This window comes from Micromonospora sp. M42, assembly GCF_000568915.1.
Classification (GTDB): domain Bacteria; phylum Actinomycetota; class Actinomycetes; order Mycobacteriales; family Micromonosporaceae; genus Micromonospora; species Micromonospora chalcea.
The window spans coordinates 3,718,631-3,742,407 of record NZ_KK037233.1; the positions used below are offsets into that span (position 1 = coordinate 3,718,631).

Sequence of the window (23,777 nt, forward strand, 5' to 3'; positions counted from 1 at the left end):
CGGAACCGGGCTCGACGGTGAAATGCGGTCGACAGCGTCCGGCGCCGATCGCCATGGTGAGCGGATGCGCCAGGACGAGATCTGGAACGCCGAGACCGCCGAGCGGTACGACACACCGGGCACGGGGATGTTCGCGCCGGAGGTGCTCGACCCGGCCGTGGACCGGCTCGCCGCGCTCGCCGGCGACGGGCCGGTGCTGGAGTTCGCCATCGGCACGGGCCGGGTGGCAGTCCCCCTGGCCGGACGCGGCGTGCGGGTCAGCGGCATCGAACTCTCCGTACCGATGGTGGAGCGACTGCGGTCGAAGGCCGATGCGGCGACGATCCCGGTGGTGATCGGCGACATGGCCACCGCCACCTCACCCGGGGAGTACAGCCTGGTCTACCTCGTCTACAACACCATCTCCAACCTGCTCGAACAGGCCGAACAGGTGGCGTGCTTCCGCAACGCCGCCCGCCACCTCAAGCCCGGCGGCCGGTTCGTGATCGAGCTGGAGGTGCCGGAGCTGCGCGTACTGCCGCCCGGCCAGCGGGCGGCGGTCTTCGCGACCGAGCCCGGATACGTCGGCGTGGACACCTACGACGTGCTGCGGCAACACCTCGTCTCGCACCACTTCGAGTTCGGCGACGGCCGCGAGGCGCGCGTCTTCCGCAGCCCGCACCGCTACGTCTGGCCGTCCGAGCTGGACCTGATGGGCGAGTTGGCCGGCTTCACGCTGGAGCATCGGCACGCGGACTGGTCCGGCGCGGAGTTCACCGCCGAATCGCGCTCCCACGTGTCGATCTACCGGCTCCCGGCCCGACCCACGCACCTCGCGTCGCATTGATTCATTGACTTCGATCACTCACCGTCGATAGCCTCGCGTCGACAATTACCTTCATCGATGGAGGCTGAGCGGTGAGAATCTTACGACTGCGCGAGGCGCTCGTCGCGCTCGTGACGACCGCCCTGATGACCACCACAGCGGCAACACCCGCCACGGCCGCGCCCGGCAGCGGCCTGTCCACGCTGGCGAGTTCGTCCACCTTCCCGCTGGCCGACCCGGACACCCTGCTGGCGAAGGACGGCACCTACGTCACCTACGGCACCACAGTCGGCGCCGGCACCGGCGCGCGCTGCGGCGCGACCGGCAGGCTGTACGTACCCGTCCTCGTCCATGGCTCCGGCAGCAGCGTCGGCATGGCCGATTGCGCCTCGCACGACGCGCTGCCGTCCGGTCCGGGCGCCTGGGCCGAGCCCGGCGGCGCGGTCTGGGCCCCCGGCGTCGCCCGCTTCGGCAACCGGTTCTTCATGTTCTACACCGCCTCCCGCAAGGGCTCCGGCCAGAAGTGCATCGGACGGGCCATCTCCGACAGCGCCCGCGGCCCCTTCCAGAACCAGGGCGAGTGGGCCTGCCCGGACGCCGGGCGGTGGGCACTCGACGCGAACCCCTTCGTGGCCGGCGGGAACCTGTACGTGACCTACCGGGACGACGCCATCGCCTCCGGCGCCGAGACCGGCATCTCCACGGTCCGCACCGACAGTGAGGGCCGCGCGATCTGGGACACCCGCCGGGACATGCTCAAGAGCACCGACATCACCTGGGACACCGCCAAGATCAGCGGCGGTACGCACGTGGTCGAGAACCCGGCGATGTGGAAGGCCGCCGACGGCGACTGGTACCTGATGTACTCGGGCAACAACTGGGACAGCGCGCGCTACTCCACCGGCATCGCCCGCTGCGGCGCGACTCCCCTGCCCGGCTCCCGCTGCACCCCCATCCGCGAAGGCGTGTCCCGGCCCTTCTTCGGCTACACCGGCAGCGCCGGACTCAACCCGATCCGCGGCCTGCCCGGCAACCACCAGGGCCCCGGCGGGATGGACGTCTTCGACGCCGCCGATGGCACCGCGCGCGTCGTGTGGCACTGGTGGAACGGCTCCACCCGCTTCCCGATGACCGGCGTCCTGACCCGCCCCTCCACCGGCTTCCTCGTCTCGTAGTCGGCGCGCTTGCCGACACGACTGCTCACCGTAAGCTTCGGGATGGTCACGTTCGGTAGAACTCGTTCACGGAAAATTGCATTTGGCAAGAGGTGGCACCGAAATTTTCTCGATGCGATGCATCTGCTTGTCAGGTACCCGACAGTGAATTGCCCGCTCTTGTGCTAGCTGTCCGGCGAGAGGATGCTCGAACCGTCGAACGGCACTGCGTCGCCTCACACAGAGGGCGGCGCCCGGCTGCCACCGGACGCCGCATTCGACTCCACCGCTGCAACGGAAGGAGTCACGTTGACTGTAATCCCTCACGGGTCAGACTTCGAGACACCAGAGGACGAGGACGAAACCGTTGCCGAGCCGACCGACCGGCACCGGCTCATCCTGGCGTACATCAAGACGCTCAGTCCGATCATCGCCGCCGTCGTCGCCTGCATCGGGACGCTGGTGGCAGCGCTGGTCCGCTGACCCGCCGGCCCCGCGCTCCGGCTCCGGCCGGACGCGGGGCCGTCCGCGTCACCGCCTCGTCGCCGGTTCGTCGTCCAATGTCGCCGGCGCGCCGCGTCGCGGCCACTGTCACCGGCGGGCTGCGTCGCCGTCCGGCAGCCGCCGGGACCTGACCTCCGCCAGGATCAGGACCGCCAGGAGCACCACGAACAGCCCTGCCGACCCGGCCACCAGGGGATTGACGTAACCGGGCACCAGGTCGGGGCCGCACGTGGTGTCGCGCAGCGGCCACATGCTCGACGACCCGTCAGCCGACGCGCCGATGCGGTGGCTGTAGCCTTCCGGCCGCCGCAGCATGCAAGCGTCATCGGGATCCAGGATCCCGAAGGTCGTCGCCGCCAACCCGCGACCGTAAGCGGCGGCCCCGGTGAACGCCGCACCGGCGGCCAGGAACCATCCCGCCCGCCTCAGCGCCCATGCCCTGCCCCGGAGGTGCGGGTCGCGACGGAGCGCCAACAGTGCGACCACCACGAACACGAGGGCAGCGGCCGCGAACACCGGCCAGGCCAGAGCGAGCAGCACAAGTGCGAAGAAGACGAGAAACATCGACGTGCAACCTACCGCTCCAGGCGTCGTCGTACCGGCCCCGATCACCTCGCCGGATGGTCAGCATGCGCAACTCTTGTCGCCGGGCTCGGACTTGACCGTGTGCGCATCGGCTATCTGGCCGCCCACCTCACCTGGCACCTCGCGACGGGCACTGTCACCTTGCTCGTTTGTGGCCCGGGAGAGTCGCCTACTCGCCGCTGGAACCCCGGGTGAGCACGTGAGCCGGGACGGCCGAACAGAGCGTGCCCCGCCGCCCCGGCCATGATCAGAACCGCGACGAACGGTCGGGAAATGAGTGAATGCAGGCACCGCCGGCAGGGTTTTCACCCGCTTCCGCACTGACCGGCAACGATTCCGAGACGGAGCCCCTTCGCGCGTCCTCTACACGGGTGGACGCTGCCGTCCCGTCGGGAACGAAGTGACGTACGGCAATCGCAACCGCACGTCCCGCGCCGGCCAACTCATGCAGCAGAACGCGTCAGCGGTCGGACGACATTCCACCAGCAACGGCTGAGGAGATCATCGGCTGAAGCGGGGATGGTTATAGATGGCCCGGCTGAGCAGACTCGCCGTATACGCGGTTACGCACAGTCTCCCGAAGGGTCCCATCAGTGAGCTACAGCGCTCCGCCGCCCCCCGGTTACCCAGCTACGCATTTGCAGCAGCCTCCGAAGAAGCGCCCCGTGCGGCTCATCATCGCAGCGGCCGTCGGCGGTGTCTTGGTGCTCTGCTGCGGCGGAGTGACCATCGCTGCGGCAGTCGGCGGTGGCGACTCACCCCCCGCAAGGAGCGCCGCCGCGGAGGCGACCGCTGCCGCGTCCGTCCCGGCAGAAAGCCCTACAGCAGCACCGTCGGTGGAGATCACCACCGCAGCACCCACTACCCCAACACCCACCACCGCAGCTCCTACGACAACAACACCGAAGCCGAAGCCGAAGGCCACCACCAAGGCGCCGACCGAGCCGAAGGTGTCCGTAGAGCAGGAGAACGCCATCAGGGCCGCCTCCGACTACCTGCAATATCAAGCGTTCTCCCGCTCCGGCCTGATCAAGCAGTTGGAGTTCGAGGGCTACCCGAGGAAGATCGCAACCCAGGCCGTGGATTCTCTGAAGGTTGACTACAAGAAACAGGCTGCCAAGATGGCGAAGGACTACCTCGACACCCAGCCGTTCTCTCGTTCGGGCCTGATCAAGCAGTTGGAATTCGAGGGGTACACGCACGCACAGGCCGTCTACGGTGTCGATCAGGTGATGTGAGAAGGGCATGCGGGTGCCTGTTGCGGCTTTGTCCATGGCGGGTGGCAGGCTCTGGCATGGCTCGCCGTGTCACCTACGGTCGACCGCAGACCATGTCAGTCGGTCGTAGGAGCGCCCCGCATCCGGCGCCTGCCTCGCGCCTCCGGCCAGTTCAAGGCCAGGTTCATCTAGTGGCGGCCGTTGGCGTCTGTGCGGAATTCGGGGTCAGCAAGGACGACCTGTTGCAGTTCTTCGAACGGGTCAGCGACGAGCGAGGGTGGCCGCTGCTGTCAGTCCCGCTCACACAACCGCGTTGCTGCAGCAGATCTCGGCGAGGCGATCGGGCACGCAAGCTCCGGAAGGCGGCACAGTGATCGTTGATCAAACACCTGACCTGGTGCCCCCGGCAGGATTCGAACCTGCGACACACGGTTTAGGAAACCGATGCTCTATCCCCTGAGCTACGAGGGCGCGAGGGCACAGTCTAGCGACCTGGGGTTCACCTGGGGTGGCAGGGAGTGGCCCCCGTTCACCCACGTTCCCCGGACCGCCGTTCTCCCAGCCCAGGAGCACACCTGAGCACACGAACCCCGGTTTGCGGCCGGCGGTCGGCCATGGTGACCCTCGTTGGCACCGGTCCACCCCGGTCGGCATCCGCTGGAGGAGTCTCCAGGTGACTCTGGTTGATCTTGGCGGGCAGGATGAAGTGGCCGGCGTCGACTGTCTGGGGCGTCACGCTGACACGCCGCACCGGCCCTCCACGATCCTTGCCACACCTTGGCGACGGTCAGCGAAGAACCATGCGTCAGGTGTCGAGGCCTGCGAGGTTGAGGCGTTCGAGCAAACTGGGCTTGCGGGCATGCGCCGCCCGGAGCTCGGCCAGCCGGTGCTGGAACGACGAACTGTCCCCGTCGCGTTCGCTGAGTTCGCGCAGGTCGATGAGGAGTTGCACGGCGGTGTCGTACTCGCGGGGTTTCTTGGTGGCGATGAGCTCGTCGACTCGCTGCCAGGCGGCGGGTTGGTCGACTGCGAGGGTGTCGAGGTGCCGTTGCCGGGCTGCTGCGGCGGACCGTTCGCGGCGGATCCGGTCGCGTTCGCGTTGCTCAGCGTCCCGTCGTTCCCGTTCGGCGCGCAACCCCGCGGCGGTGGAGAGCAGTTCCCCGGCGGTACGGGCGGCTGCCGGGGTGGGCGTATCAGTGCGGTGTGCGTCGCGGTAGCGGCGCAGCAGTCGGTTGCGCAGGTGGCTGTCGCCGCCGGTGATCAGGTCGGTCAGGATGGCGTCCTTGTCCCGAGCGGGCAGCCCGACGACCCAGGTGCGTAGTTGCGCAGCGGTCGGTTCGCCGGAGGTGGCCGGCGGCGGTCCGGCCGCCGCGGCCGCGATCAGGTCGGGGTCGATGCGTAGGAACTCGGCGACGGCGGTGAGGGACGCGTCGAGGGTCCCCAGCCGGGCGGGGACGGGCGGTTCAGGCTCGTCATCGGCGATCTCGGCGGACTGTACGCAGCGCAGCCAGGCCAGGTAGAGCAGGCGCAGGTCGCCGGCGGCGAGGCGGGCCCGGACCGGGATGACGGAGGCGAGGAGGCCGTGGCCGTCGAGGTCCCACTCGTCGGTGCCGTCCTCGTCCTCGTCGTGCAGGTCGATGATGACGTGCTTGCCGGTGGTCCACGCGGATGCGCTGTCCCCTTGGCAGTACTGGGAGACGGTGGCGGGGTCGAGCACGTGTCTCGGTAGCCGCAGCATGAGCTGGCGGGTGCCCCAGTTCGTCAGGTACAGGTGCGCGTCGAAGTACCGCTCCATCAGCGTGCGCGGGTCGCCCTTGAAGTCGCCCCACTCGTAGGTGTTGACGAAGCTGGTGGCGGTGATGTCGGCCCGGGTCGACAGCGACCGAAGCTCGGCCCGCTCCCGGCCGGTGAGGGGCCGGTCGACGGCGGTGAACTCGTAGTACTGGTACTCGCTCACCGTGGCCTACCGTCCGGCCCAGTGCCGGTAGGCGTCGATCCACGCGGCGCCGTCCGGCGCGGGGGTGAGCAACGGCAGGTCGAGGAGATCGATCCTCTGCCGGTGGCGACCTCGGGCGCAGACCGCGACGATGTTGTCCGCCGCCAGCTCGACCTTCCGTACGGTGGCCTCGACGCCGAGGACGGTGGTGGTGAACGGCACCGCCAGATGCTCCTCGATCATGGTGAACAGGCCGGCGCGCTCGTCCTCATGACCGTCCGTGTCGGCGGTGGCTTCCTCGATCATCGCCTCCAGCGCGGCGTTGTCCTTCGATGCCATCGGCGGAGGATAGCGGACCGGCGCCGGGATGTTCGACGCCCCACTGGGATGGTGCCTTTCCCGAACTCGCCGCGATCCGCAGCAACGCGACGTAGCGGTGGACCCTTTCACGAACCGCCCCGTTCGCCTGCCCCCGCAAATCGAACATCAAGTAACCGCGTATCGAACGCCCAGCGTGCCGCAAATCGAAAGCGGACGTCCTCGCAGATCGGAAATTCGCGTTGGTCCCGTCCGGGAAGGACCATGTCATGGCAGACAAGAAGAACGCTGTTCAGCTTCCTGAACCGACGTCGGCGGAGGTGGAGTTCGCTCAGCAGTTGGTCGAGCGGGGCAAGGCCGACGGCACAGGTACTCCGGCTACATCCACCGTGGCGCGGGCGCAAAGTGCGCTGGGCACGGCGACCTCCAGGTCGCCGTGCCCGCGGGTCTGCGCGCCGTGGAACAGATCCACCACCTGGCCAGCCGTGACGTACCAAGGAACTGCGGAGGCGTTCGGCCAGAACGGCGCGGATGTCAAGCCCTCACGCGTCGGCATCAGGAGGGCGCACGACCACCAGCCTGAAGCGGACGAGGGCCGGACAAGAGATTCGTCTGCTCGTCGAGGGACGGGCGGTCGCCCTCACCCACCCGCGCCGAACCATCCGTCGGAACCTCGGGGATCGGCGTACCCTCGCACTCCGCTCCCCGTTTCGGCAGCTTTCCGTTCAGCAGGTAGTCGTCGATGGCGGCGTCGACGCAGGCGTTGGTGCCGTGGACGACGTGGTAGCCATCGCGGGGAACGCTGAGGAGCCGGTGCCCGAGCAGGTCCGCCATCGCCCGACCGCCCTCGTACGGCGTCTGCGGGTCGAACTCCTCCTGCACGACCAGCCCTGTCGGGTAGCCGCTGCGGCGCAGCTTCACCAGCGGCTCAACCCGCTCCACCGAGCCGAAGGTGCACTCACGCGGAGAAACCGCCGAAGCACCCCAGCCGTAGGGGAAGTGCTCGGAGAAGTAGCGCATGTCCGCGTAGTACACCTTGAGGTCGGCGGGCCATTCGGCCTCGCAGTTGACTGCCTCCCAGACGCCGTTGCTGGTCGGCGGCGGGTCGGCCTGGATCTCTTGCTGAAGAGCCAACGCCCGGCCCAGGTCACCCGGCACGTCCGAGGGTGTCTCGACCTGCTGACGCAGCCGGCTCGCCGTCGCTGCGAAGAAGTCCCAGTACGCCACCTCGTTGGTGGCCCCGATGAGGCCGTCGAACTCGGTGCCGTCGTACACGAAATCACCCTGGTCGATCGGGCGTTGCTCCAGCTTCGCCCGGGTCCGTTCGATCGTGGCGCGCACCTGCGACCGGGTGGTTCCCAGCCCGTAGATTCCGTTGCGCTCGGCCACCCACGTCATCCAGGCGTCGGCGGTCCTACGTTGGGCGATTGCCTGTTGCTTCCACGCCTCCCGCCATATCCATTGCGGGTGGATCGCGGAGTCCAGGACGTTGCGGTTCAGTCGCTTCGGAAAAAGCGTGCCGTAGACGGCCGTCACGTACGTGCCGTAGGACTTCCCCATCAGGTTCAGCTGACGCTCACCCAGGACCGCGCGGACGATGTCGAGATCTCTGGCGTTGTTGGCGGTGGTGAAGTAGGGACGTCGGGCACCGTCCGCGCGTTCGCATTGCTGATCACGCCTGCGGAACTCCTCGGTGTACGCCCGCATCTGCGCGTCGGTGAAGCGTGTCCTGCCGGACAACTGCACGCTCGTGCCCTCGCACAGCAGAGGCTGTGACTGCCCGACACCGCGCGGGTTGTACCCGATGATGTCGTACCGCGTTGACAGCGCCTCGTACGCCGGGTCCTCCGGCGCGTAGATTCCCTGCCCGCCCGGCCCGCCGGGGACCTCGACCAGTACGCCGAGCCGGTTCGGCTGATCGCTCGCCAGGCGCCGGGAGAGCTCGACGGTCTCCCGGGGGCCGTCCGGTCGCCGGTAGTCCAACGGCACCCGCACAGTCGTGCATTCCACCGCCGGGGACGCGCTCCCGGCACGGGGGAGCGCGGACGCCGAAGCATCCGGTGACCGCCTCGGTGGCACCGGCGGGCGGGGGCAGGGTCCCCACGCAGGACGCTGTGCGTAGAACTCCGCCAGTCCGACCGGCACCGCGTCGGACTTCGGCGCGGTATTCGCCTCGGCGAGAGGCACCACCTGTACGCACAGAGCCGCTGTTGCCGTGGCAATCAGACCGGCCTTTGCTCTGCGTCTCATCCCAAGCCTTCATTCTTCGCGACAGGAGCGGCTGAAGCGGCCCTGCGGAACAGCACCGTCGTGGTGCCGGCGCCGGCCGTCATGGCCGCAGGGCGGTCGCGGCCGGAGTCCAGGTCGACTCGTCCTCGACGTCGGCGACCGTGATCCCCTTGGCGATCTTCTCCAGCTCGACCCGCGGCAGCGTGTTACCGGCACCATCGGGGCTGACCTCGACTACGACTGCGCCGTCGGCGCTCCGGAACTGGCACCAGATGTCGACCTGCGGGCCGTCCCACCCGGGCCGGTCGGGTACGTCGTAGCACTTCGTCACACCGGGCTCCGGCGTCTGGTTCGCGCTGCTGCTCGGGATGACCGAGATGTGGAACCCGTCTTTGATGCCACCCTCGCTCGCCTCGTACGGTGCGGTCAGCCCGGTGGTGGGCGCGGCGGACCTGGTGTACGTCGCGCCGCCGTAGTCGCCGCCGCGGGCCGAGGCGATGCCGCCGAGGCCCGCCGTGGCGTGGGTGCCGATCTGCAACGGCACGTAACCGTCCGGCAGGTAGCCCACCGTGAAGGGCACCAGGGCCGGCGTCGGCCTGCTGGGCTTCAGGCCTTCGACCAGGCCGCCCAGCTCCTCGAAGCTCGGCGTGGCCTTGTCGCCGGAGTACGACGTGACAGCCGCCCAGGCGTTGTCGGCGTACTCCCAGGCGAAGAGCTTGTTGCCGCCATCCACCGGGCGCTGCGGGTCAAGGCCGACCGGCAGCGTCGCCTGCACGGCCCTGCGCCCGGCCACGGTGACGTTCGCGCCGTCCTTGATCCCGGCCGGGTCGAAGGCACCGGGCCGGTAGACGGTCAGGTACGCCAAGAGGGCCGGCTTCCCGTTTTCCTTGTTCCGCAAGAACGCGTCGCCCTGCTCCTCCACCTCCTGGCGGGTCATGGGCTTGTCGTTCGAGGTGTGACCGTCGGAGTAGACGGGAGCGATCTGGTACGCGGTGGACGCGACGATCGGGTCCTGCACATGCAGCGTGCCGGCGTCGTACCCGGTGAAGGTGAAGGTGAACGACGCGGCGTCGGGCCACTCGGCCCCGGCCGGCTCGGACGCCGCCGCACCGGCCACGAACGGCGCGGCCGGGGGGCTCTGCTGCGCACCCAGGGCCGGTACCACGAACGCACCGGCGACCACGGCCACGACGAGGCCCGCCGCGCCGGCTGACGCGAATCCGGCCCGACGGCGGCGCTGCGCCCGCCGCCCTGCCGTGATGATGTCGTCGACGGTGCGGGACATCGGCGGCTCATCGCCCGTTACCGCGTCCACGAGATCATGCAACCGCATGGGTCCACTCCTTTATCGATGGTCCGTTGAGATCGGTACGGTCGCCGCCGAGTGACTCGCGCAGCTTCGCCAGGCCACGGGACACCTGACTCTTGGCCGTGCCCACCGTGCAGTTCAGGACGCTGGCGGTGTCCTCCAGGCTCAGATCCAGGTAGTGCCGGAGCACGACCGCGGCTCGCTGCCGGGGTGGCACCGAGTCGAGCGCCGCCCGCAGGCGCATCCGCTCGTCGCTCGCGCCGGCGGGGTCGCGCAGCGCGATGTCCGGCATGGCGTCACCGGCCGACCGCTCGCGCCGCCACGGCCGACGGGTCTCGTCGACCGCGGCCCGGTAGACCATGGTCTTGACGTAGAGATCGGGCCGGTCCAGCTTCCGCCAGCGGGGATAGAGCTTGACCAGAGCATTGGCCACGGCGTCCTCCGCCGCGTGCCAGTCGCCGCAGGTCACGTACGCCAGCTTGCGCAGTGACGCCATTTCTGACGTCACGAACTCGCGGAATGCTTGCTCGTCTTCGGCTATCAAGTGCGCTGCCTCCTCGTGACGGAGGTAGAACGGAACCGCCCACCCGGAAAGTTGCACCGCTCGAAGAAGTTGGCGGATCAACAGGATGATCGAGCGGGTTCTACGGTCGCGCCGACGCGCTCTGAAGAGATCATCGTCGCGGTCGAGCAGGTAGTGGTCGCCCGCCGGTCCAGGCCGTCCACACCCGAGCAGGATTCGGCCGACACCGACCGTCCGGATCGTCGTACCGGCGGCCGCTCATCCGTCCCGGCCGCCCGGAGCGGATTCCACCATCGCGGCGAGGAGCGTGGCCACCGGCACGGTGGCGAACCCGACCCGGTTGTCGCCGGCCCCGTACGGCAGCCACAGCTCGCCGTCGTGTACGAGCGCGCCGCAGGAGTAGACGACGTTGGGGACGTAACCGTCCTGCTCGGCCTCGTCGGGTGACAGGAGCGCGCCGGGCAGCCGCGCGATCACCCGTTCCGGCCGGCGCAGGTCGAGCAGGAGCGCGCCGATGGCGTACCGGCGCATCGGGCCGACGCCGTGGGTGAGCACGAGCCAGCCGGCGTCGGTCTCGATGGGCGATCCGCAGTTGCCGACCTGGATCAGTTCCCAGCTGTCCCGGGGGGCGTGCAGCGGCACCGGCCTCCGCCACCGGTTCTCACGGTCCAGGCTGGTCAGGCCGATGGTCTCGCCGTCCGCGCGGCACAGGGCGAGGTGCCGTCCGGCCACGGTACGGGGGAACAGCGCGACGCCCTTGTTGCGGACGCCCGGCCCGCGCATCGGGGTGCTGTCGAACCGGCGCAGGTCCACGCTGGCAAGCGTGCGGGTGGCGATGCGCCGTCCGTCGTAGGCGGTGTAGGTCGCCCGGTACAAGGGTCCGGACTCGCCGGTGAACCTGACGAACCGGGCGTCCTCCATGCCGTTGCCCTCCGCCGGAACGGCCGGCCAGAGGACTCGTTGATGCAGGGCGGTGTCGGCGGGGAAGATCGTGGCGTAACTGGCGGCGTTGGTGCGGCGTACCTGTTCGAGGGTGTCCGGTCCGGTGCTGCGGGAGAGCAGGTCCGGTGGCAGATCGCCGATCACCCGGTCGAAGGTCGCCTCGTCGTAGCGTTCGGGCAGGGCGTGCAGCACGGTGGCGGTGATTTCGTTGTCGCAGTCCACCTCGGTCAGGCCGGCGGCGAGGAGGTCCCGGCGGTGTCGTACGGCCGTCCGCTGTCCGACGACCGGCGGCCCGGACCGGTCGGCGACGGTGAGCCGGAGTCCGGGTCCGAGGACCGCGGTGGCGAACCCGATGGACGACAGGTGCCCCTCGCCGATCTGGCGCAGGCTGATCGCGACGCGCAGTTGCCCGGCGATCAGGCCGGTCTGGTCCGGATGGGCAACCATCGACGGGTTGCACAGGGCCGCCGCCTCGACCGCGTACTCGTGGCTGAAGTAGGCGCCGATCAGGAGCCGGGTGGTGGGGGAAAGGTCCCGGTCCCGGGCGATGCGGTGCCGGACGAGGTCGTAGTGGTGGTGGAACGTGGCGTCCAGATCGCGGTGCCGGGTGCCGAACCGGTCGAAGGTCTCCCTCAGCAGCCGGCCGGTCTCCTCGTCGTCGAGGTGCGCGACGCGGTCGATGAGCGCCCGCGCTCGGCTGCGTACCAGGGCGGCGTCCTCACCCGGGACGAAGAGCTTGACGACGACCCGGCGTGGATCCGGGGCCAGGATGGCGCCGTGCCGGACGGCCAGGGTGTCGGTCACGACCACCGCCGGGCGTGCTGCACGGTGGAGATCAGCGCGAGGGTCGATTCGGCGCCCTGGTTGAGGTTGGGTCCGTGCGGGGTCAGCCCGTCGTAGCCGCCGCCGGTCGCCGGATCCCACATCCGCGTACCGACGTCGTTGTCGCCGAGGAACCACCCCACCGCCTGCCGGACGCCGGTCTCCCAGCCGGGGTCGCCGGTGACGGCGGCGGCGGTGGCGCAGGCGTCGGCGAACGCGGCTACCTCGATCGCCTGCTGGTCGTGGCGCAGCCGCGCCGCGCCGCGCTGCCACCCGCCGGCGGGTACGACCGACAGGTGTCCATCACGGAGCTGGACGTCGCGCAGCCAGGTCAGCATCCGCAGGCCGTCGTCGAGGGGCGGGCCGTCGTGGCGTAGCTGACTGGCCGCGATGACGACCTCCGCGAGGGCCGCGTTGGCATAGGTCAGGCACGGCTGCGGCCAGGGCCAGAGCGGGTCGGGGCCGGGGGCGCCGATCGTGGCGGCCGCGTCCATGAGCAGTGTGGCCGCATCGGCGTGGCCCGGGTGGCGGCGCAGCACCTCGATGGCACCGAGCCCGGCGAAGGCCATCGCGTGCGGGGCCGGGGAGCGCCGTCTGGCGCCCCGGCCGAAGGCGACGAGTGCCTCCTCCCGGATCCAGGGCGCGGGGCTGCGGGCGGCGGCGGTGCCGAGCCCCCACAGCGCCCGCCCCCACCAGTCGCCGAGCCCGGGGGCGTCGGTCCACCGCCGGTCGTGGCCGAGCCGATTGCGGAAGGCGCCCCGGGTGTCCTGCGCGTGGGTGAGGAACGCGAGGTAGCGCTCCGCCAGCCCGAGCACCTCCGGGGTCGGCTCCGGCTCCCGGCTGGTGACGACCAGCCCGCGCGCGGCGTCATCGGTGCAGTAGCCGTGTTCGCGGCGGACGATGGCGTGTCGGGCGTGCTCGAACAGGCCGGTGTCGTCACTCAAACGGCTCAGGTGCGCGAAGCTCGGCCGGGGCGTCGGATGCCGGCCACCGCTGCCTGACATGTTGGACAGATCGGTGGTCGCGGTCACGCCGACGCCGCGCTGACCGCGGAGAGGCGGGCGGCGACGAGCCGCTCGGCGAGCGTGCCGTAGCTGGCCGCCACCGCCGGCCAGCGCAGGTCCGCGGCCGGCGGCCGGACGCGGCCCGCCAGCCGGGCGGCCAGGCCGGGCTCGGTCAGGATCCGCCGGATCGCGGCGGCCAGCGCCGCCGAATCCTGGTGGGGTACGACCAGACCGGGCCCGCCGTTGAGCAGCTCGACGGCATGCGGGAAGGCCGTGGCCACGACGGGCACCCCGGCGGCCACTGCCTCGATGAGCACGCCGGAGGTGACCTGTTCGCGGGAGTCGTAGGGCAGCACGACCACGTCGGCGGAGCGGATCAACCGGGCGAGCGCGGGTTGGCCGTGGTAGACGTTCTGGTAGTCCACGGCGTGGGCGATGCCCAGCTGGGCGCCGAGCTGGTGCAGTCCCGCCCGGTACGCCTCCCCCTGGTGCTCGACCACCTTCGGATGGGTCCGGCCGGCAATCGTGTAGGTGGGGGTCGGTTCGAGGTCCTGCAACCGCGCGAGGGCCCGCAACGACCACTCGACGCCCTTGCCCGGGCCGAGCAGTCCCCAGGTCAGCAGGTGCGGGCGGGTACGGCGGTCGGCGGGCACGTGGACGTGTTCGGCGGCGCCGTGCGGGATGACCGTGACCTTGTCCGGACGTACGGCGTAGCCGACGAGCAGCCGGTCGTGAGCCGTGCGGGTCATGGTGACGACCGCTCCCGCGGCGGTGACGATCTGCTCCAGCAGGGACTTCTGCCTGGGCGAGGGCCGGCGGAGCACGGTGTGCAGGACCACGATGCTCGGCACGGTGAGCCGGCGCAGCAGCGGCAGGACGTCCTCGCCGTCGGCGCCGGGGTAGATGCCGTACTCGTGCTGCACGACGGCCACGTCGAAGGTGTTGAGGACGGCCGCGGCGTCCCGCCAGCCGGTCTGCGTACGGGCCGACCAGGTGTGCACGACCCCGGGTCCGGCCCGCAGGTCGTCGCCGTGGTCGGTGACCCGGACGATGCCGCCGCGCGTGCCGTCGGCGGTCAGGTGGGTGGCGAGGGCGGAGTTGAAGGTGGCCAGTCCGCATCGGGTCGGTGGGTGCGTGCTGAGGAAGCCGTAGCTGGGCATGGGTGTCGGGCCTTCCGGTTGTCGGCCGCCTCGGAGTGGGGGCGGCCTCACGCGGTGTCGGCGCACGCCGGCCAGCGTGTGTGGCCGGCGGAACGGATCGGGCGGTGGTGGCCGGGGGTTCAGCGGTGCGACCGACGGGTGAGGCGGTCGTAGACGGTCAGGTAGTCGGTCACCATGCGGTCCGCGCCGAAGCGTTGCCCGGCCCGGGTCCGACAGGTGGCCCGGTCCAGCGCGGCAGCCCGGCCGACGGCGTCGACGGCCTGCTCGGCGGTCCGCACGAGGAACCCCGTCACCCCTTCGTCGACGACCTCCGGCATCGACCCGCGCGCGTACGCGACGACCGGCGTGCCGCAGGCCATCGACTCCACCACCGAGAGCCCGAACGGCTCGTCGAAGGCGATCGGGTGCAGCAGCGCGGCGCTCGCGCCCAGCACCTCCGCACGCCGCCGAGGGCCGACCGAGCCGAGGAAGACGACCCGGTCGCCGTCGATGTGGGGGGCCACCTGCTCGGCGAAGTACCGCTCGTCCTGAACGATGCCGCAGATGGTCAGCGGCCGTCCGGCGCGGCGGGCGATCTCGATGGCGGTGTGGGTGCCCTTGTCGGGGTGGATCCGGCCGAAGGCGGCCAGTCCCGGGCCGGCGTCGCGGGTGAACGGCAGCCCGGTCAGGTCGACACCGTGGTGCACCGTGGCGACGTAGTCGAGGTCCGCGTTCCGGTCGGCGTCGGAGATCGGAGACGTAGGACGAGCGGGCCCGGGCGTACGCGGGGAGGATGCCCGCACCGGAGAAACCGTGCACGGTGGTGAGCAGCGGCGCGCGGCAGTGTTCGGCGAAGGCGAGCGGCAGCCAGTCGAGGTGGCTGTGCACCAGGTCGAACTCCGACGAACGGGCCATCGCGTGGGAGACGTGCATCGCCTCCCACACCCGGCCGTCCATGGCCGGGTCGTCGGCGTACCCGCGGGGGCACACACCGTCGAGGGCGGCGGAGGTGACGGAGTCCAGCGTCGCGAACAGGGTCACCTCCACGCCACGGGTGACCAACCCCTCCGCGAGCAGCCCGGTCACCTGCTCCCAGGGGCCGTAGTGGTGCGGGGGTGTCCGCCAGGCGACCGGCCCGAGCAGGGCGACCCTCACGGGGACGGCGAGTCGGCGAGGTCGGCCGGATCGAGACGCAGGGTCGCGAGCAGCCCCACGTGCTTAGCGGGGTCCACCCGCTCCGGTAGGTCGCGCTCGACCCAGTCGGCCCTGGCGTGCTGACCGCGCTCGCGCAGCGCCGCGACGATCCGGTTTCTGGCGATCCCCATCATCTGCCTCTCGAGAAGCTGTTCGGAGTGGTTCCGCGTGCCGGCGCCGGGTCAGCGGAGGAGCCCTGTTCTCAGTTGAGCCAGCGAGCGCTTCAGCAGCCGGGAGACGTGCATCTGGGACAGCCCGACCCGGGCGGCGATCTGCGCCTGGGTCAGGTCACCGGTGAACCTCATGGTCAGGATCCGGAGTTCGCGTGGGGGAAGCGCCGCGAGGAGCGGCCCGAGGGTGAGGTGGTCGTCGACGGCCGCGTAGCCCGCATCGACGGTGCCGCTGCGCGCGTGGCGTTCGATGCGGTCGGCCGCGAGTCGTGGCTCGTTCAGCGATGCCAGGCGATAGACACCGAGGGCGACGACGGCGGCCAGGACCTGGGCGACGGTCACCTCCAGGTCGTCGGCGAGCTCTCGATCGGTCGGCTGGCGGCCGTGTTGCTGCGCCAGCCTGCCCCGGGCCTCGGGCACCCGTGCACCCAGTTCCTGGGTCGGACGCGGAACCCGGATCGCCCAGGCCGAGTCGCGGAAGTGCTTCCGGATGCCGCCGAGGATGGTCGGGACGGCGTAGGCGGCGAACGGCACGCCACGACCGCCGTCGTATCCGTCGACGGCCTTGATCAGGCCGAGCGCGCCGATCTGCGCCAGATCGTCGTAGGACTCCCCGCGACCGGTGTACCGGCGGGCCAACCGACACGCCATCGGCAGATTCGCCTCGATGACCCGATTTCGTAGCCGTACGCGCTCGGGATCGTCGACGGTCAGGGCGGCGCGTCGACGCAACATGTCTTCATTGATCCCCGAGGCCGGGTTCGGCGTCGGAGGGGAGAAGGTGGCTGTGGGTGTCACGGCGGAGGTGACCATTGTTCCAACGCCCCTAACGGGCTGGTGGCGGCAAGACTGGCGCCACCGGGGACCCGGGCGACACCGTCACCGTACGCCTTCATCTCCAGGACCGACACCCGAACGGGTTCCGGGTGCCGAACCGGTCGTCAGGCGGACCCGTGGTCGACCGGGCCCAGCGTGATCTGCTCGGAGCCGTCGACGATCGCCTGGGACAGGTCGGACAGCCGCCGGTTGCGGCTGCGGGCGCCGTCGCGCAGCAACGCGAAGGCCTGACCCACGTCCACCTGGAGGCGTTCGGCGAGGACTCCCTTGGCCTGTTCGATCAGAACGCGGCTGTTCAGGGCGGTCTGCAGCTGCTCGGCGAGCATGTCGCGCCGGTGGATGGCGCGCTGTTGCAGCAGCCCGATGGTGGCCACGTCGGCGAGCGCCTGACCGATGCGGAGCTTGTCCTCGTCGACAGCTCCCGGCCGGACATCGAAGAGGTTAAGCGCGCCGATGACCTCGGAGCGCAGGCGCATGGGCAGGGCGTGCACCGCGGCGAAGCCGACCTCGGCCGCCGCGGCGGCGAACCTCGGCCACTGTGCGGTGGTCAGTCCCAGGTCGGCGACCGACACCGGTCGGCCCGTACGGAAGCAGTCGAGGCAGGGCCCCTGGTCGGTCTGAAGCTGGAACAGCTCCAGCAGCCGGGTGCGTTCGGAGGAGGCGGCGACCACCTGCAGCCTGTCCCGCTGGTCGGTCAGGAGCAGCCCGGCCGCCGACACACCCAGCAGATCAACGCACCTCTCGGTCAGCACGTGCAGGAACTCGATCACGTCGAAGTCGTCGACGAGAGTGTCGGCCATCTCCACGAAAACGTCGGCCAGCTGGGTTTCGGCCATGTCGGTCACCTCGCCAATCAATGGTTCCACCGGTCACCCGACGGGACGGTCCGTGCGGCGCCCGCCCTGGCGCCGATCCCCCGTTCACCCCTTCCGGTCACCGTGTCCGGTCCGGGCCGAGACGCAGGCGCCGGGCGACGATGTCGGTCGCCACGTCCCGCAACCGCCGGTCCCGGGAGTACGCGTGGGCCAGCATCCGGGCGAGTGCCACCGCCGCGGGCACCTCCAGCTGGGCCATGATCATTCCGGTAGCCTGGTGCACCTCGGGGTGGTGCAGGCCGGTCCCCTCGGGCCACCGATCGTTCCGGTCCGCGCCGTGGCTCGTCGCGCCGTCCAGCAGCACCGCGCATGCCGTGTCCGCCAGGATCAGCACGTCGGCCAGCTCCTCCGCCGCGAGGTCCTCGGCGCGGGCCCGGTAAAGGTCCAGGACACCGAGGTTGATCCCGCCCACCCGTAGTGGCAACGCGAACACTGCACAGGCCCCGACGCGCACCGCGGCCGGCGCGAACGCCGGCCAGCGCTTCCGGCATTCCGGCAGGGTCAGATCGGCGGCAAGGACAGGCCCGTGTGTGGTCGCGTCCACGCACGGCCCCTCGCCGAGGGTGAGGCTCAGGTCTTCCAGATCCGCAGCGCTTCGATCCGTCGCGTGCACCAGTTCGCGCGGCGTGGCATCGAGGACGACGGCGACGGCCGCGGAGTCGACGTCGGCGGCCGAGACCGCAGCCGCGCAGACATGACCGACCGTGACCGCGCCACCTCGGGCGGCAGCGCCGAGAGCGGCCCACAGCCGCAGCCGGCGATCGGAGGTCGTCGGATCGCCGTGCCCGGGGTTGTCCGTGTCCACCACTGACTCCGACCCGGATCGCTCGAAGCGGACGTTACGGACAGCGCCAGGGACCCGGGCGAAGGGCAAACGGTACTCCGCATGACGCCGCCGCGCTACCGGCGGCAACGGACGCGACGACGCCGAGCCGATCGAGGCAAGGGAGCGTACGCTGGCAGTGTCGCTCGGGACCCCGGTGGCTGACAGCCCGCCGCCGACGGACGCCCCGTTCGCGACGCCATCCCGACCGGTCAAGTCGCGGGGCCTACCCTCGCTCCCGGCAGGGCACCGTCCACCGCACGTCGGACCGCGACGGTCTGTCACAGGCCCGCAATCAACCAGACGCGCCGGCGCACCACCGCGCTCAGGCCGGCCGGATACTCCTCGGAAGGCGGCGGTTCTCATGACCGCACCCCGGAACAGTCATGTTCGATTCTTCCCGCGCGACGGTCACCGCGGCACCGATGCCTCTCGCCCGATTCCCCCGCGACCGGCGGTGAAGCGCTCGCGGGTCGGGGGTCTGTGGGTCGCTGCCGTGGTGTTCGCGGTCGTACTCCTGCTGCTGCTCGTCTTCGTGCTGCAGAACGGGCAACCCGCCGAGGTGTCGTTCCTCGGCGCGCACGGCACGCTGCCGATGGGGGTGGCCCTGCTGCTGGCCGCGGTCTCCGGGGTCCTGCTCGTCGCACTCCCCGGCACCGCCCGGATCGTGCAACTCAGATTGCTGGGTCGCCGTCGCATGCGGGAAGCCGGCGCGCCCGAGCATCGTCCGACTCCCCCGCCGGTGAACGGCATCACGGTAGTCCCGCTGCCGCCCCGCGCAGCGGATCAGGACGACTGAGCCGTGTCCGCGGGATCAGGCGTGGGGAGCGGAGCGGCTGCCGGCCTTGGCCAGGCCGCGGCTGACCAGGTAGCCGATGGTCAGCATGGTGACGTAGAGCCGGGCGCGGTCGGCGCGGAAGAAGGGGCGATCAGCGACGCGGCGCTGCTCGGCGTCCAGTCTTCGGCCACCGGCAGGTCAGGACGCAGCGTCACCAGCTCTTCCATGTTCGTGATCCGCAGCAACCGCAGGATGCTGCCCCCGGGCCGGCAGACGACGAGGGCGGAATCAGCCGCGAGCGCGATATGCGCCCGGGCGAGGAAACTGGGCAGCGCGGAGGAGGCGAAGGTGACATCGGCCAGATCCACGACGACCTCGGTCGGCGCGATGATCGACAGGCGCTCCACCACGCCCGACAGTGCCGGGTCGGCCTCCATGTCGATCTCACCCGCCAGGCGGATCAGGGCGCTGGGACGTCGAGGCGAGATCAGTAGGGTGATGACGAAATGCGCGCCGGACACCTGGGCCATAGCCTCACCTCGGCATGAACGACCTGATGCCGAGGGCTGGGGCAACGACCTGAACAGGCCGTGTCCTGATGCTACCGCCCGGCGACCCGATGCCGACAGCCGATGTGACCGGGCGGGACGCGGCGGTCCTCCGCCTCACCGGTTGTCGCGCAGCGGCGCACCGACCTCGTGCAGGTGCCGCAACGCCTGCCGGTACGACTGGACCAGGCTGGCCTGCTCGTAGGCGACTCCGATCTCCCTGCAGTAGGCCTCGACCATCGGTTGCGCCCGGCGAAGGTTCGGTGTCGGCATCGCCGGGAACAGGTGATGCTCGATCTGATAGTTCAGACCGCCCAGCGCGGCGTCGGTCAGCCGGCCACCGGTCACGTTTCGTGAGGTCAGCACCTGCTTGCGCAGGTAGTCCTCGGTGCCCTCCGGATGCGGCATGCCCTTGTGGTTCGGCGCGAACGTCATCCCCAGGTAGACACCGAACACCGCGTGGTGAACGGCGAAGAACGCCAGTGCCTGCCAAGGGGTGAGCACCAACAGCAGGGCGGCGACGTAGGCAGCGAGGTGAAGGCCCATCAAGCCGGCCTCCAGACCGCGGCGCTTCATCCCGGGGGCCAGCAACGCCCTGACGCTGGACACCCGCAGGCCGATGCTCAGCAGCGTCAGCAGCGGGAAGAACAGACCGGCCTGGTGACGGGTGACGTATCCCTTCAGCCCGCGTCGCCCCCGGGCCGACCCGCTGGCCCAGATCAGCACCTCCGACGCCACATCCGGGTCGAGATCGTCATGGTTGGGGTTGTTGTGGTGGCGGGTGTGCTTCTCCATCCACCAGCCGTAGCTCATCCCGACCGCGATGTTGGCCGCGATCCGGCCCGCCCGCTCGCTGAGCTTCCCGGTGCGGAACACCTGCCGGTGCGCCAGATCGTGGGCCACCAGAGCCGCATGCGAGAACGCGACACCCAGGAAGGCGGCGACGGCGAGGGTCCACCAGGACGCTCCGACCAACCACAACGCTGTCCATCCGGCCACCAGCATCGATGCCACCGTGACCATCCGTACGGCGTAGTAAGTGGGACGCCGTTCGAGCAGACCGGCCCGGACGACCCGTCGGTTGAGCACGGCGAAGTCACTGCCGCCCGCGGGCTTCCGGTGCGGAGGTGAAGTGTCGGCGAATTCGGTGACGGGAGGACAGGCAGTCGAGCTCGACATGGGACTCCTCGGATCTCCCACCGCACAGGAAGGTTCACGTCTCCGAGTGCGGCAAGCGTGTGCGGGAGGTGCGGACGACAGGCCGCGGGAGTCCGGGCGACCGCCGCGATCCGGCTAGGACGTCGGATGCAGCCTGAGGTCAGTACCCTCGTCGGCGACGTAGGAAACGGATCGTCTCACCCAGCAGGGTTACCACGTCGACTCCCGGCGTGTACCGGATCGGTGCCGCGCGCCAGCCGGACCGGCGCCGTCACAGTGGGCACGAACACCATCGACGCCCCCGTCTGCCTGCATCTGATGGTCACCTGCAAGGGCCCGGGCGGGATTCGGTCAGTGGTGGCTTCGGCAGAGTCGGAGCGTTCAGGTCCGGGCCGGCGCGGTGGGTGGGCGATCGCGCTGAACGTGGCCGCCTTCGGTCTCCCAGCCGGCGACGTCGTCGTCGGCTCGCGCCGACCGTCCCTGGCGGGGGTGGGACGGTATGGACGTCTCACCAGTGGCGCGCGTGCTGTCGGCGGGACGCGAAGCCGCGAGCATGGTCGCCGTCGCCACGGCATGGGTGGCCCCAGGTGCGACCACGGCCAGGTCGACTCGCAGATCCCGTGGGCCTGTAAGAATCACCAGCTCGGCCGCGAGACTGGTGAACCAACCCACCCTCACCACGGCACCACCGACGCCGATCCGGCCGGGGTGCCGGTCCCAGGCATCGGGCTGAAGCATGATCCGTTCGATCACGCCGCCACGCCGGGCGGTGAGCGCTGTGACGAGGCTGCACAACTCGACAACCGGTTCTCGTGACGTCGGCCACCAGCCGCCGTCGAGCATCGACCGGCTGGACGGCGAGTCGGCCAGCCGCAGGCGTGCCACCGGCGGCTCACCGGTGCAGACCCACGTCATGCGGTCCTTGGCAGAGCGGACCATCAGATCCGCCTCTCCGGTACGCCGGCGTCCGGGCGGGCGCCGGGAAGGTCCGAACGGGTGGTGGTGCAGGGGGTGACGCGGTGCACGAGGGTCACCGGGCTCCCGGCACGGCCGTCCGGCGTAGGCCGTGGCCGATCGTTGATCTCGGGGCCGGACTGCACACCGGTGGGGACGGGACCGAACCTGACCATGCGCGGACCTCTTTCGATGGTGGTGGGCTCCTGGGGAAGGGAGCAGGGGGCGTCGACGGGCCGGCCGGTTGGTCAGATCGCTCTCGGCGGTCAGGCGGACGGTCCGAGCGGAGTACGAGGCGGGTCGACGAGATCGGCCGGGTCGAGGCGCAGGATGGCGAGCAGCCCGGCGTGCTTCTCCGGGTCTATCTGCTCCGGCAGTTCCCGCTCGACCCAGTCGGCCCTGATCCGCTGGCCGCGTCGGCGGAGAAGACTGACGATCCGCTGTCTGGCGATGGTCATAGGACGCTCTCCCCTGCGGAGCCGTCCGAGAGGATCGCACTCACGGGCGGCCGTGCGAAAGCACTGTCTGGATCGCACCACAGGCTTGCCACGATGAGAGTGACGGTCGGGACCGACCGGGCAGAGTGGTGGCGACGGCTTGGCGGCCACCGGGGACTCGGGTGACATCTTCACCGTACGCCTCGCGGCGTGCTTCCACACCCCCGGTCACCGGGTGCGGCACCCGGGGTGCCGGCCTGGGCGCGGACGAGCCCGGGGGCGCGGGTCGGCGAGCAGGTTGAGCTCTCGTCAGGGCAGCCCTGGCCGGTGGGACGGTCGAGGCCAGCACGGCTGCGGGACATCGCGACTCACGATCGCCAGCCGGGTCGGGTCCGCCCCGCGTGCTTGTCGTAGCCGACGTGGTCGGTGATCTCGCCGCCCAGTGCCGATTCGAGGACCCGCTTCGTCATCTGCTGCAGCAGTCCACCCTCATCGGTCAGCTTCAAATCCGTCACCGCGAGCCCGATCGGCCAGCATCGCGATCAACTGCTCGTCCGTGACCGCATCCGCCGGCCTGGCGGCCGGCTCCTGCCCCGAGGTGATCTCGGCCGTCATCTGGCGCACGGGGGTCATTTTGAGGCGGAGCCGACAGAGCCAGGTGCGCGCACGCGTCGAGCCGCGATGTAGCGGCGGCCGTACGGCGTACCATCAGAATGGTGCGGGTCCGCGGCCTGCCAGCGACATCAATACCTGCGTGGCGAGTAGCTTGCGTATGCGGGTGACGGCGACTGTCCCTACCCGATCATAGGGCAGCTCCAATTGCAGCCCCTGGTCTGCGTTGCGAAGGTCTGTCGTGATCTCGTCCGGACGGAACGTGCCGCCCCAGCCGTTGAGTCCTCCGCGCTGGTTGGTACTGAGGGAAGCCATGCCGGAGATGCAGGCGCCGTCGACCAGGATCAGCCTCGCAGGGCCGGAGTAGGTCGTCGTCATAGTCATCAACCCTTCAGAATGTAGCGCCGTGCACAGAGGAAGGCGTCGAGTCCGACCATGGCGTGCTCCAACTGGACCGCGACCGTACGTGCCTCGACCGTCAGGGCGGCGGCAGTGCGGTATCCGGCTCGTGAGGGACAAGGGTCGATGCTTGGCCGTGGTGAGCGCATGAGACGCCGAACGGCGGCCCGCTGAATCAGTCGGGCCGCCGTTCGGCGGGTGTGGATCAGAGCGGGCGGATGTTCTCCGCCTGCGGGCCCTTCTGGCCCTGGGTGACGTCGAACTCCACCTTCTGGTTCTCGTCGAGGCTGCGGAAGCCGCTCGCCGAGATCGCGGAGAAGTGGGCGAAGACGTCGGCGCCGCCGTCGTCCGGGCTGATGAAGCCGAAGCCCTTGTCGGCGTTGAACCACTTCACGGTGCCTGTAGTCATGTCTGCTCCTTCGCAGGCTGTTAGAGACCGCACGGTGCGGACCCTTACGCCGCCGCGTTGATCACCCGCGTCGAAACGACACGAAAAACGAAAAGC

At 70.3% G+C, this 23,777-nt stretch carries 27 protein-coding genes, 1 tRNA gene and 1 pseudogene; 5 read left to right on the top strand and 24 right to left on the bottom strand.

Annotation, left to right across the window (positions count from 1 at the left end):
* The first annotated feature begins 64 nt into the window (after positions 1-64).
* From MCBG_RS16910 to MCBG_RS33050, 3 genes are all read left to right on the top strand, one after another.
* Positions 65-826, top strand: coding sequence for a class I SAM-dependent DNA methyltransferase (locus tag MCBG_RS16910; RefSeq protein WP_043326958.1), 762 nt, complete (start codon positions 65-67; stop codon positions 824-826).
* A gap of 71 nt (positions 827-897) precedes the next feature.
* The gene (locus MCBG_RS16915) at positions 898-1,980 is read left to right on the top strand and encodes a family 43 glycosylhydrolase (protein WP_223201251.1); all 1,083 of its coding nucleotides are present in this window, start codon (positions 898-900) and stop codon (positions 1,978-1,980) included.
* 288 nt (positions 1,981-2,268) lie between these two features.
* Entirely contained in the window at positions 2,269-2,442 is a 174-nt protein-coding gene (locus MCBG_RS33050; protein WP_013283846.1) for a hypothetical protein, read from the top strand.
* A 108-nt stretch (positions 2,443-2,550) separates the two neighbouring features.
* Here the strand turns inward: MCBG_RS33050 and MCBG_RS16920 are convergent, their stop codons facing one another.
* Entirely contained in the window at positions 2,551-3,027 is a 477-nt protein-coding gene (locus MCBG_RS16920) for a hypothetical protein (protein WP_043326959.1), read from the bottom strand.
* A gap of 686 nt (positions 3,028-3,713) precedes the next feature.
* Here MCBG_RS16920 and MCBG_RS32555 point away from each other — a divergent pair.
* The gene (locus MCBG_RS32555; protein ID WP_198033303.1) at positions 3,714-4,286 is read left to right on the top strand and encodes an Ltp family lipoprotein; all 573 of its coding nucleotides are present in this window, start codon (positions 3,714-3,716) and stop codon (positions 4,284-4,286) included.
* 374 nt (positions 4,287-4,660) lie between these two features.
* Here the strand turns inward: MCBG_RS32555 and MCBG_RS16930 are convergent.
* The 15 genes and pseudogenes from MCBG_RS16930 to MCBG_RS16990 form a co-directional block, all read right to left on the bottom strand.
* Positions 4,661-4,736, bottom strand: a tRNA-Arg gene (locus MCBG_RS16930).
* A gap of 334 nt (positions 4,737-5,070) precedes the next feature.
* A complete protein-coding gene (locus MCBG_RS16935; protein ID WP_043326961.1) occupies positions 5,071-6,222 on the bottom strand; it encodes a hypothetical protein in 1,152 nt (383 codons plus the stop codon).
* A gap of 6 nt (positions 6,223-6,228) precedes the next feature.
* A complete protein-coding gene (locus tag MCBG_RS16940; protein ID WP_043326963.1) occupies positions 6,229-6,540 on the bottom strand; it encodes a hypothetical protein in 312 nt (103 codons plus the stop codon).
* Positions 6,541-7,074: 534 nt separating this feature from the next.
* On the bottom strand, positions 7,075-8,508 hold the full coding sequence (locus MCBG_RS16945) for an alpha/beta hydrolase (protein WP_181373711.1): 1,434 nt from the start codon (positions 8,506-8,508) through the stop codon (positions 7,075-7,077).
* A 340-nt stretch (positions 8,509-8,848) separates the two neighbouring features.
* Positions 8,849-10,081, bottom strand: coding sequence for a hypothetical protein (locus MCBG_RS16950; protein WP_043326967.1), 1,233 nt, complete (start codon positions 10,079-10,081; stop codon positions 8,849-8,851).
* Positions 10,068-10,601 carry a SigE family RNA polymerase sigma factor gene (locus MCBG_RS16955; protein WP_043330679.1) on the bottom strand — a complete coding sequence of 178 codons (534 nt, stop codon included), beginning with the start codon at positions 10,599-10,601 and terminating at the stop codon, positions 10,068-10,070. Before MCBG_RS16955 ends, MCBG_RS16950 begins: the two co-directional genes overlap by 14 nt.
* A gap of 237 nt (positions 10,602-10,838) precedes the next feature.
* The gene (locus MCBG_RS16960) at positions 10,839-12,326 is read right to left on the bottom strand and encodes a glycoside hydrolase family 130 protein (protein ID WP_043330680.1); all 1,488 of its coding nucleotides are present in this window, start codon (positions 12,324-12,326) and stop codon (positions 10,839-10,841) included.
* Entirely contained in the window at positions 12,323-13,348 is a 1,026-nt protein-coding gene (locus MCBG_RS16965) for a hypothetical protein (RefSeq protein ID WP_043330681.1), read from the bottom strand. The genes MCBG_RS16960 and MCBG_RS16965 overlap by 4 nt, the downstream gene beginning before the upstream one ends.
* A gap of 23 nt (positions 13,349-13,371) precedes the next feature.
* The gene (locus MCBG_RS16970) at positions 13,372-14,508 is read right to left on the bottom strand and encodes a glycosyltransferase (protein ID WP_043326969.1); all 1,137 of its coding nucleotides are present in this window, start codon (positions 14,506-14,508) and stop codon (positions 13,372-13,374) included.
* Positions 14,509-14,627: 119 nt separating this feature from the next.
* Positions 14,628-15,290, bottom strand: a complete 663-nt coding sequence (locus MCBG_RS34155; RefSeq protein WP_369799312.1) for a glycosyltransferase — start codon at positions 15,288-15,290, stop codon at positions 14,628-14,630.
* Positions 15,286-15,642 (bottom strand): annotated as a pseudogene (locus MCBG_RS34800) (glycosyltransferase); the annotation flags it as partial. The gene MCBG_RS34155 and the pseudogene MCBG_RS34800, both read right to left, overlap by 5 nt.
* The gene (locus MCBG_RS33055) at positions 15,639-15,815 is read right to left on the bottom strand and encodes a hypothetical protein (RefSeq protein WP_198033357.1); all 177 of its coding nucleotides are present in this window, start codon (positions 15,813-15,815) and stop codon (positions 15,639-15,641) included. The pseudogene MCBG_RS34800 and the gene MCBG_RS33055, both read right to left, overlap by 4 nt.
* Positions 15,816-15,863: 48 nt before the next feature.
* Positions 15,864-16,664, bottom strand: a complete 801-nt coding sequence (locus tag MCBG_RS16980) for a SigB/SigF/SigG family RNA polymerase sigma factor (RefSeq protein WP_082931161.1) — start codon at positions 16,662-16,664, stop codon at positions 15,864-15,866.
* Positions 16,665-16,792: 128 nt separating this feature from the next.
* Complete coding sequence (locus MCBG_RS16985) at positions 16,793-17,524, bottom strand: GAF and ANTAR domain-containing protein (RefSeq protein WP_043330684.1); 732 nt, start codon at positions 17,522-17,524, stop codon at positions 16,793-16,795.
* Positions 17,525-17,621: 97 nt separating this feature from the next.
* Entirely contained in the window at positions 17,622-18,602 is a 981-nt protein-coding gene (locus tag MCBG_RS16990; RefSeq protein ID WP_158629851.1) for a GAF and ANTAR domain-containing protein, read from the bottom strand.
* Between the two features lie 148 nt (positions 18,603-18,750).
* Here MCBG_RS16990 and MCBG_RS16995 point away from each other — a divergent pair, with 148 nt between their 5' ends.
* The gene (locus tag MCBG_RS16995; protein WP_124778774.1) at positions 18,751-19,185 is read left to right on the top strand and encodes a lipopolysaccharide assembly protein LapA domain-containing protein; all 435 of its coding nucleotides are present in this window, start codon (positions 18,751-18,753) and stop codon (positions 19,183-19,185) included.
* Between the two features lie 80 nt (positions 19,186-19,265).
* Here MCBG_RS16995 and MCBG_RS17000 read toward each other — a convergent pair whose 3' ends face one another.
* The 8 genes from MCBG_RS17000 to MCBG_RS17035 all read right to left on the bottom strand — a co-directional run bounded on the left by MCBG_RS17000 (position 19,266) and on the right by MCBG_RS17035 (position 23,681).
* A complete protein-coding gene (locus tag MCBG_RS17000; protein ID WP_043326971.1) occupies positions 19,266-19,694 on the bottom strand; it encodes an STAS domain-containing protein in 429 nt (142 codons plus the stop codon).
* A 135-nt stretch (positions 19,695-19,829) separates the two neighbouring features.
* Positions 19,830-20,891 (bottom strand): fatty acid desaturase family protein, encoded by a 1,062-nt coding sequence (locus tag MCBG_RS17005; RefSeq protein WP_043326973.1) that lies wholly within the window; start codon positions 20,889-20,891, stop codon positions 19,830-19,832.
* Positions 20,892-21,251: 360 nt separating this feature from the next.
* A complete protein-coding gene (locus tag MCBG_RS31200; RefSeq protein WP_051611247.1) occupies positions 21,252-21,809 on the bottom strand; it encodes a DUF5994 family protein in 558 nt (185 codons plus the stop codon).
* A gap of 281 nt (positions 21,810-22,090) precedes the next feature.
* On the bottom strand, positions 22,091-22,282 hold the full coding sequence (locus MCBG_RS17020) for a hypothetical protein (protein ID WP_043326977.1): 192 nt from the start codon (positions 22,280-22,282) through the stop codon (positions 22,091-22,093).
* A 347-nt stretch (positions 22,283-22,629) separates the two neighbouring features.
* Complete coding sequence (locus MCBG_RS33060; protein ID WP_198033358.1) at positions 22,630-22,776, bottom strand: hypothetical protein; 147 nt, start codon at positions 22,774-22,776, stop codon at positions 22,630-22,632.
* On the bottom strand, positions 22,751-22,885 hold the full coding sequence (locus MCBG_RS34805; protein WP_255358612.1) for a hypothetical protein: 135 nt from the start codon (positions 22,883-22,885) through the stop codon (positions 22,751-22,753). Before MCBG_RS34805 ends, MCBG_RS33060 begins: the two co-directional genes overlap by 26 nt.
* Before the next feature lie 84 nt (positions 22,886-22,969).
* A complete protein-coding gene (locus MCBG_RS17030; protein WP_043326979.1) occupies positions 22,970-23,251 on the bottom strand; it encodes a hypothetical protein in 282 nt (93 codons plus the stop codon).
* A gap of 226 nt (positions 23,252-23,477) precedes the next feature.
* On the bottom strand, positions 23,478-23,681 hold the full coding sequence (locus tag MCBG_RS17035; RefSeq protein ID WP_043326981.1) for a transcription antiterminator/RNA stability regulator CspE: 204 nt from the start codon (positions 23,679-23,681) through the stop codon (positions 23,478-23,480).
* Between the last annotated feature and the right edge of the window lie 96 nt (positions 23,682-23,777).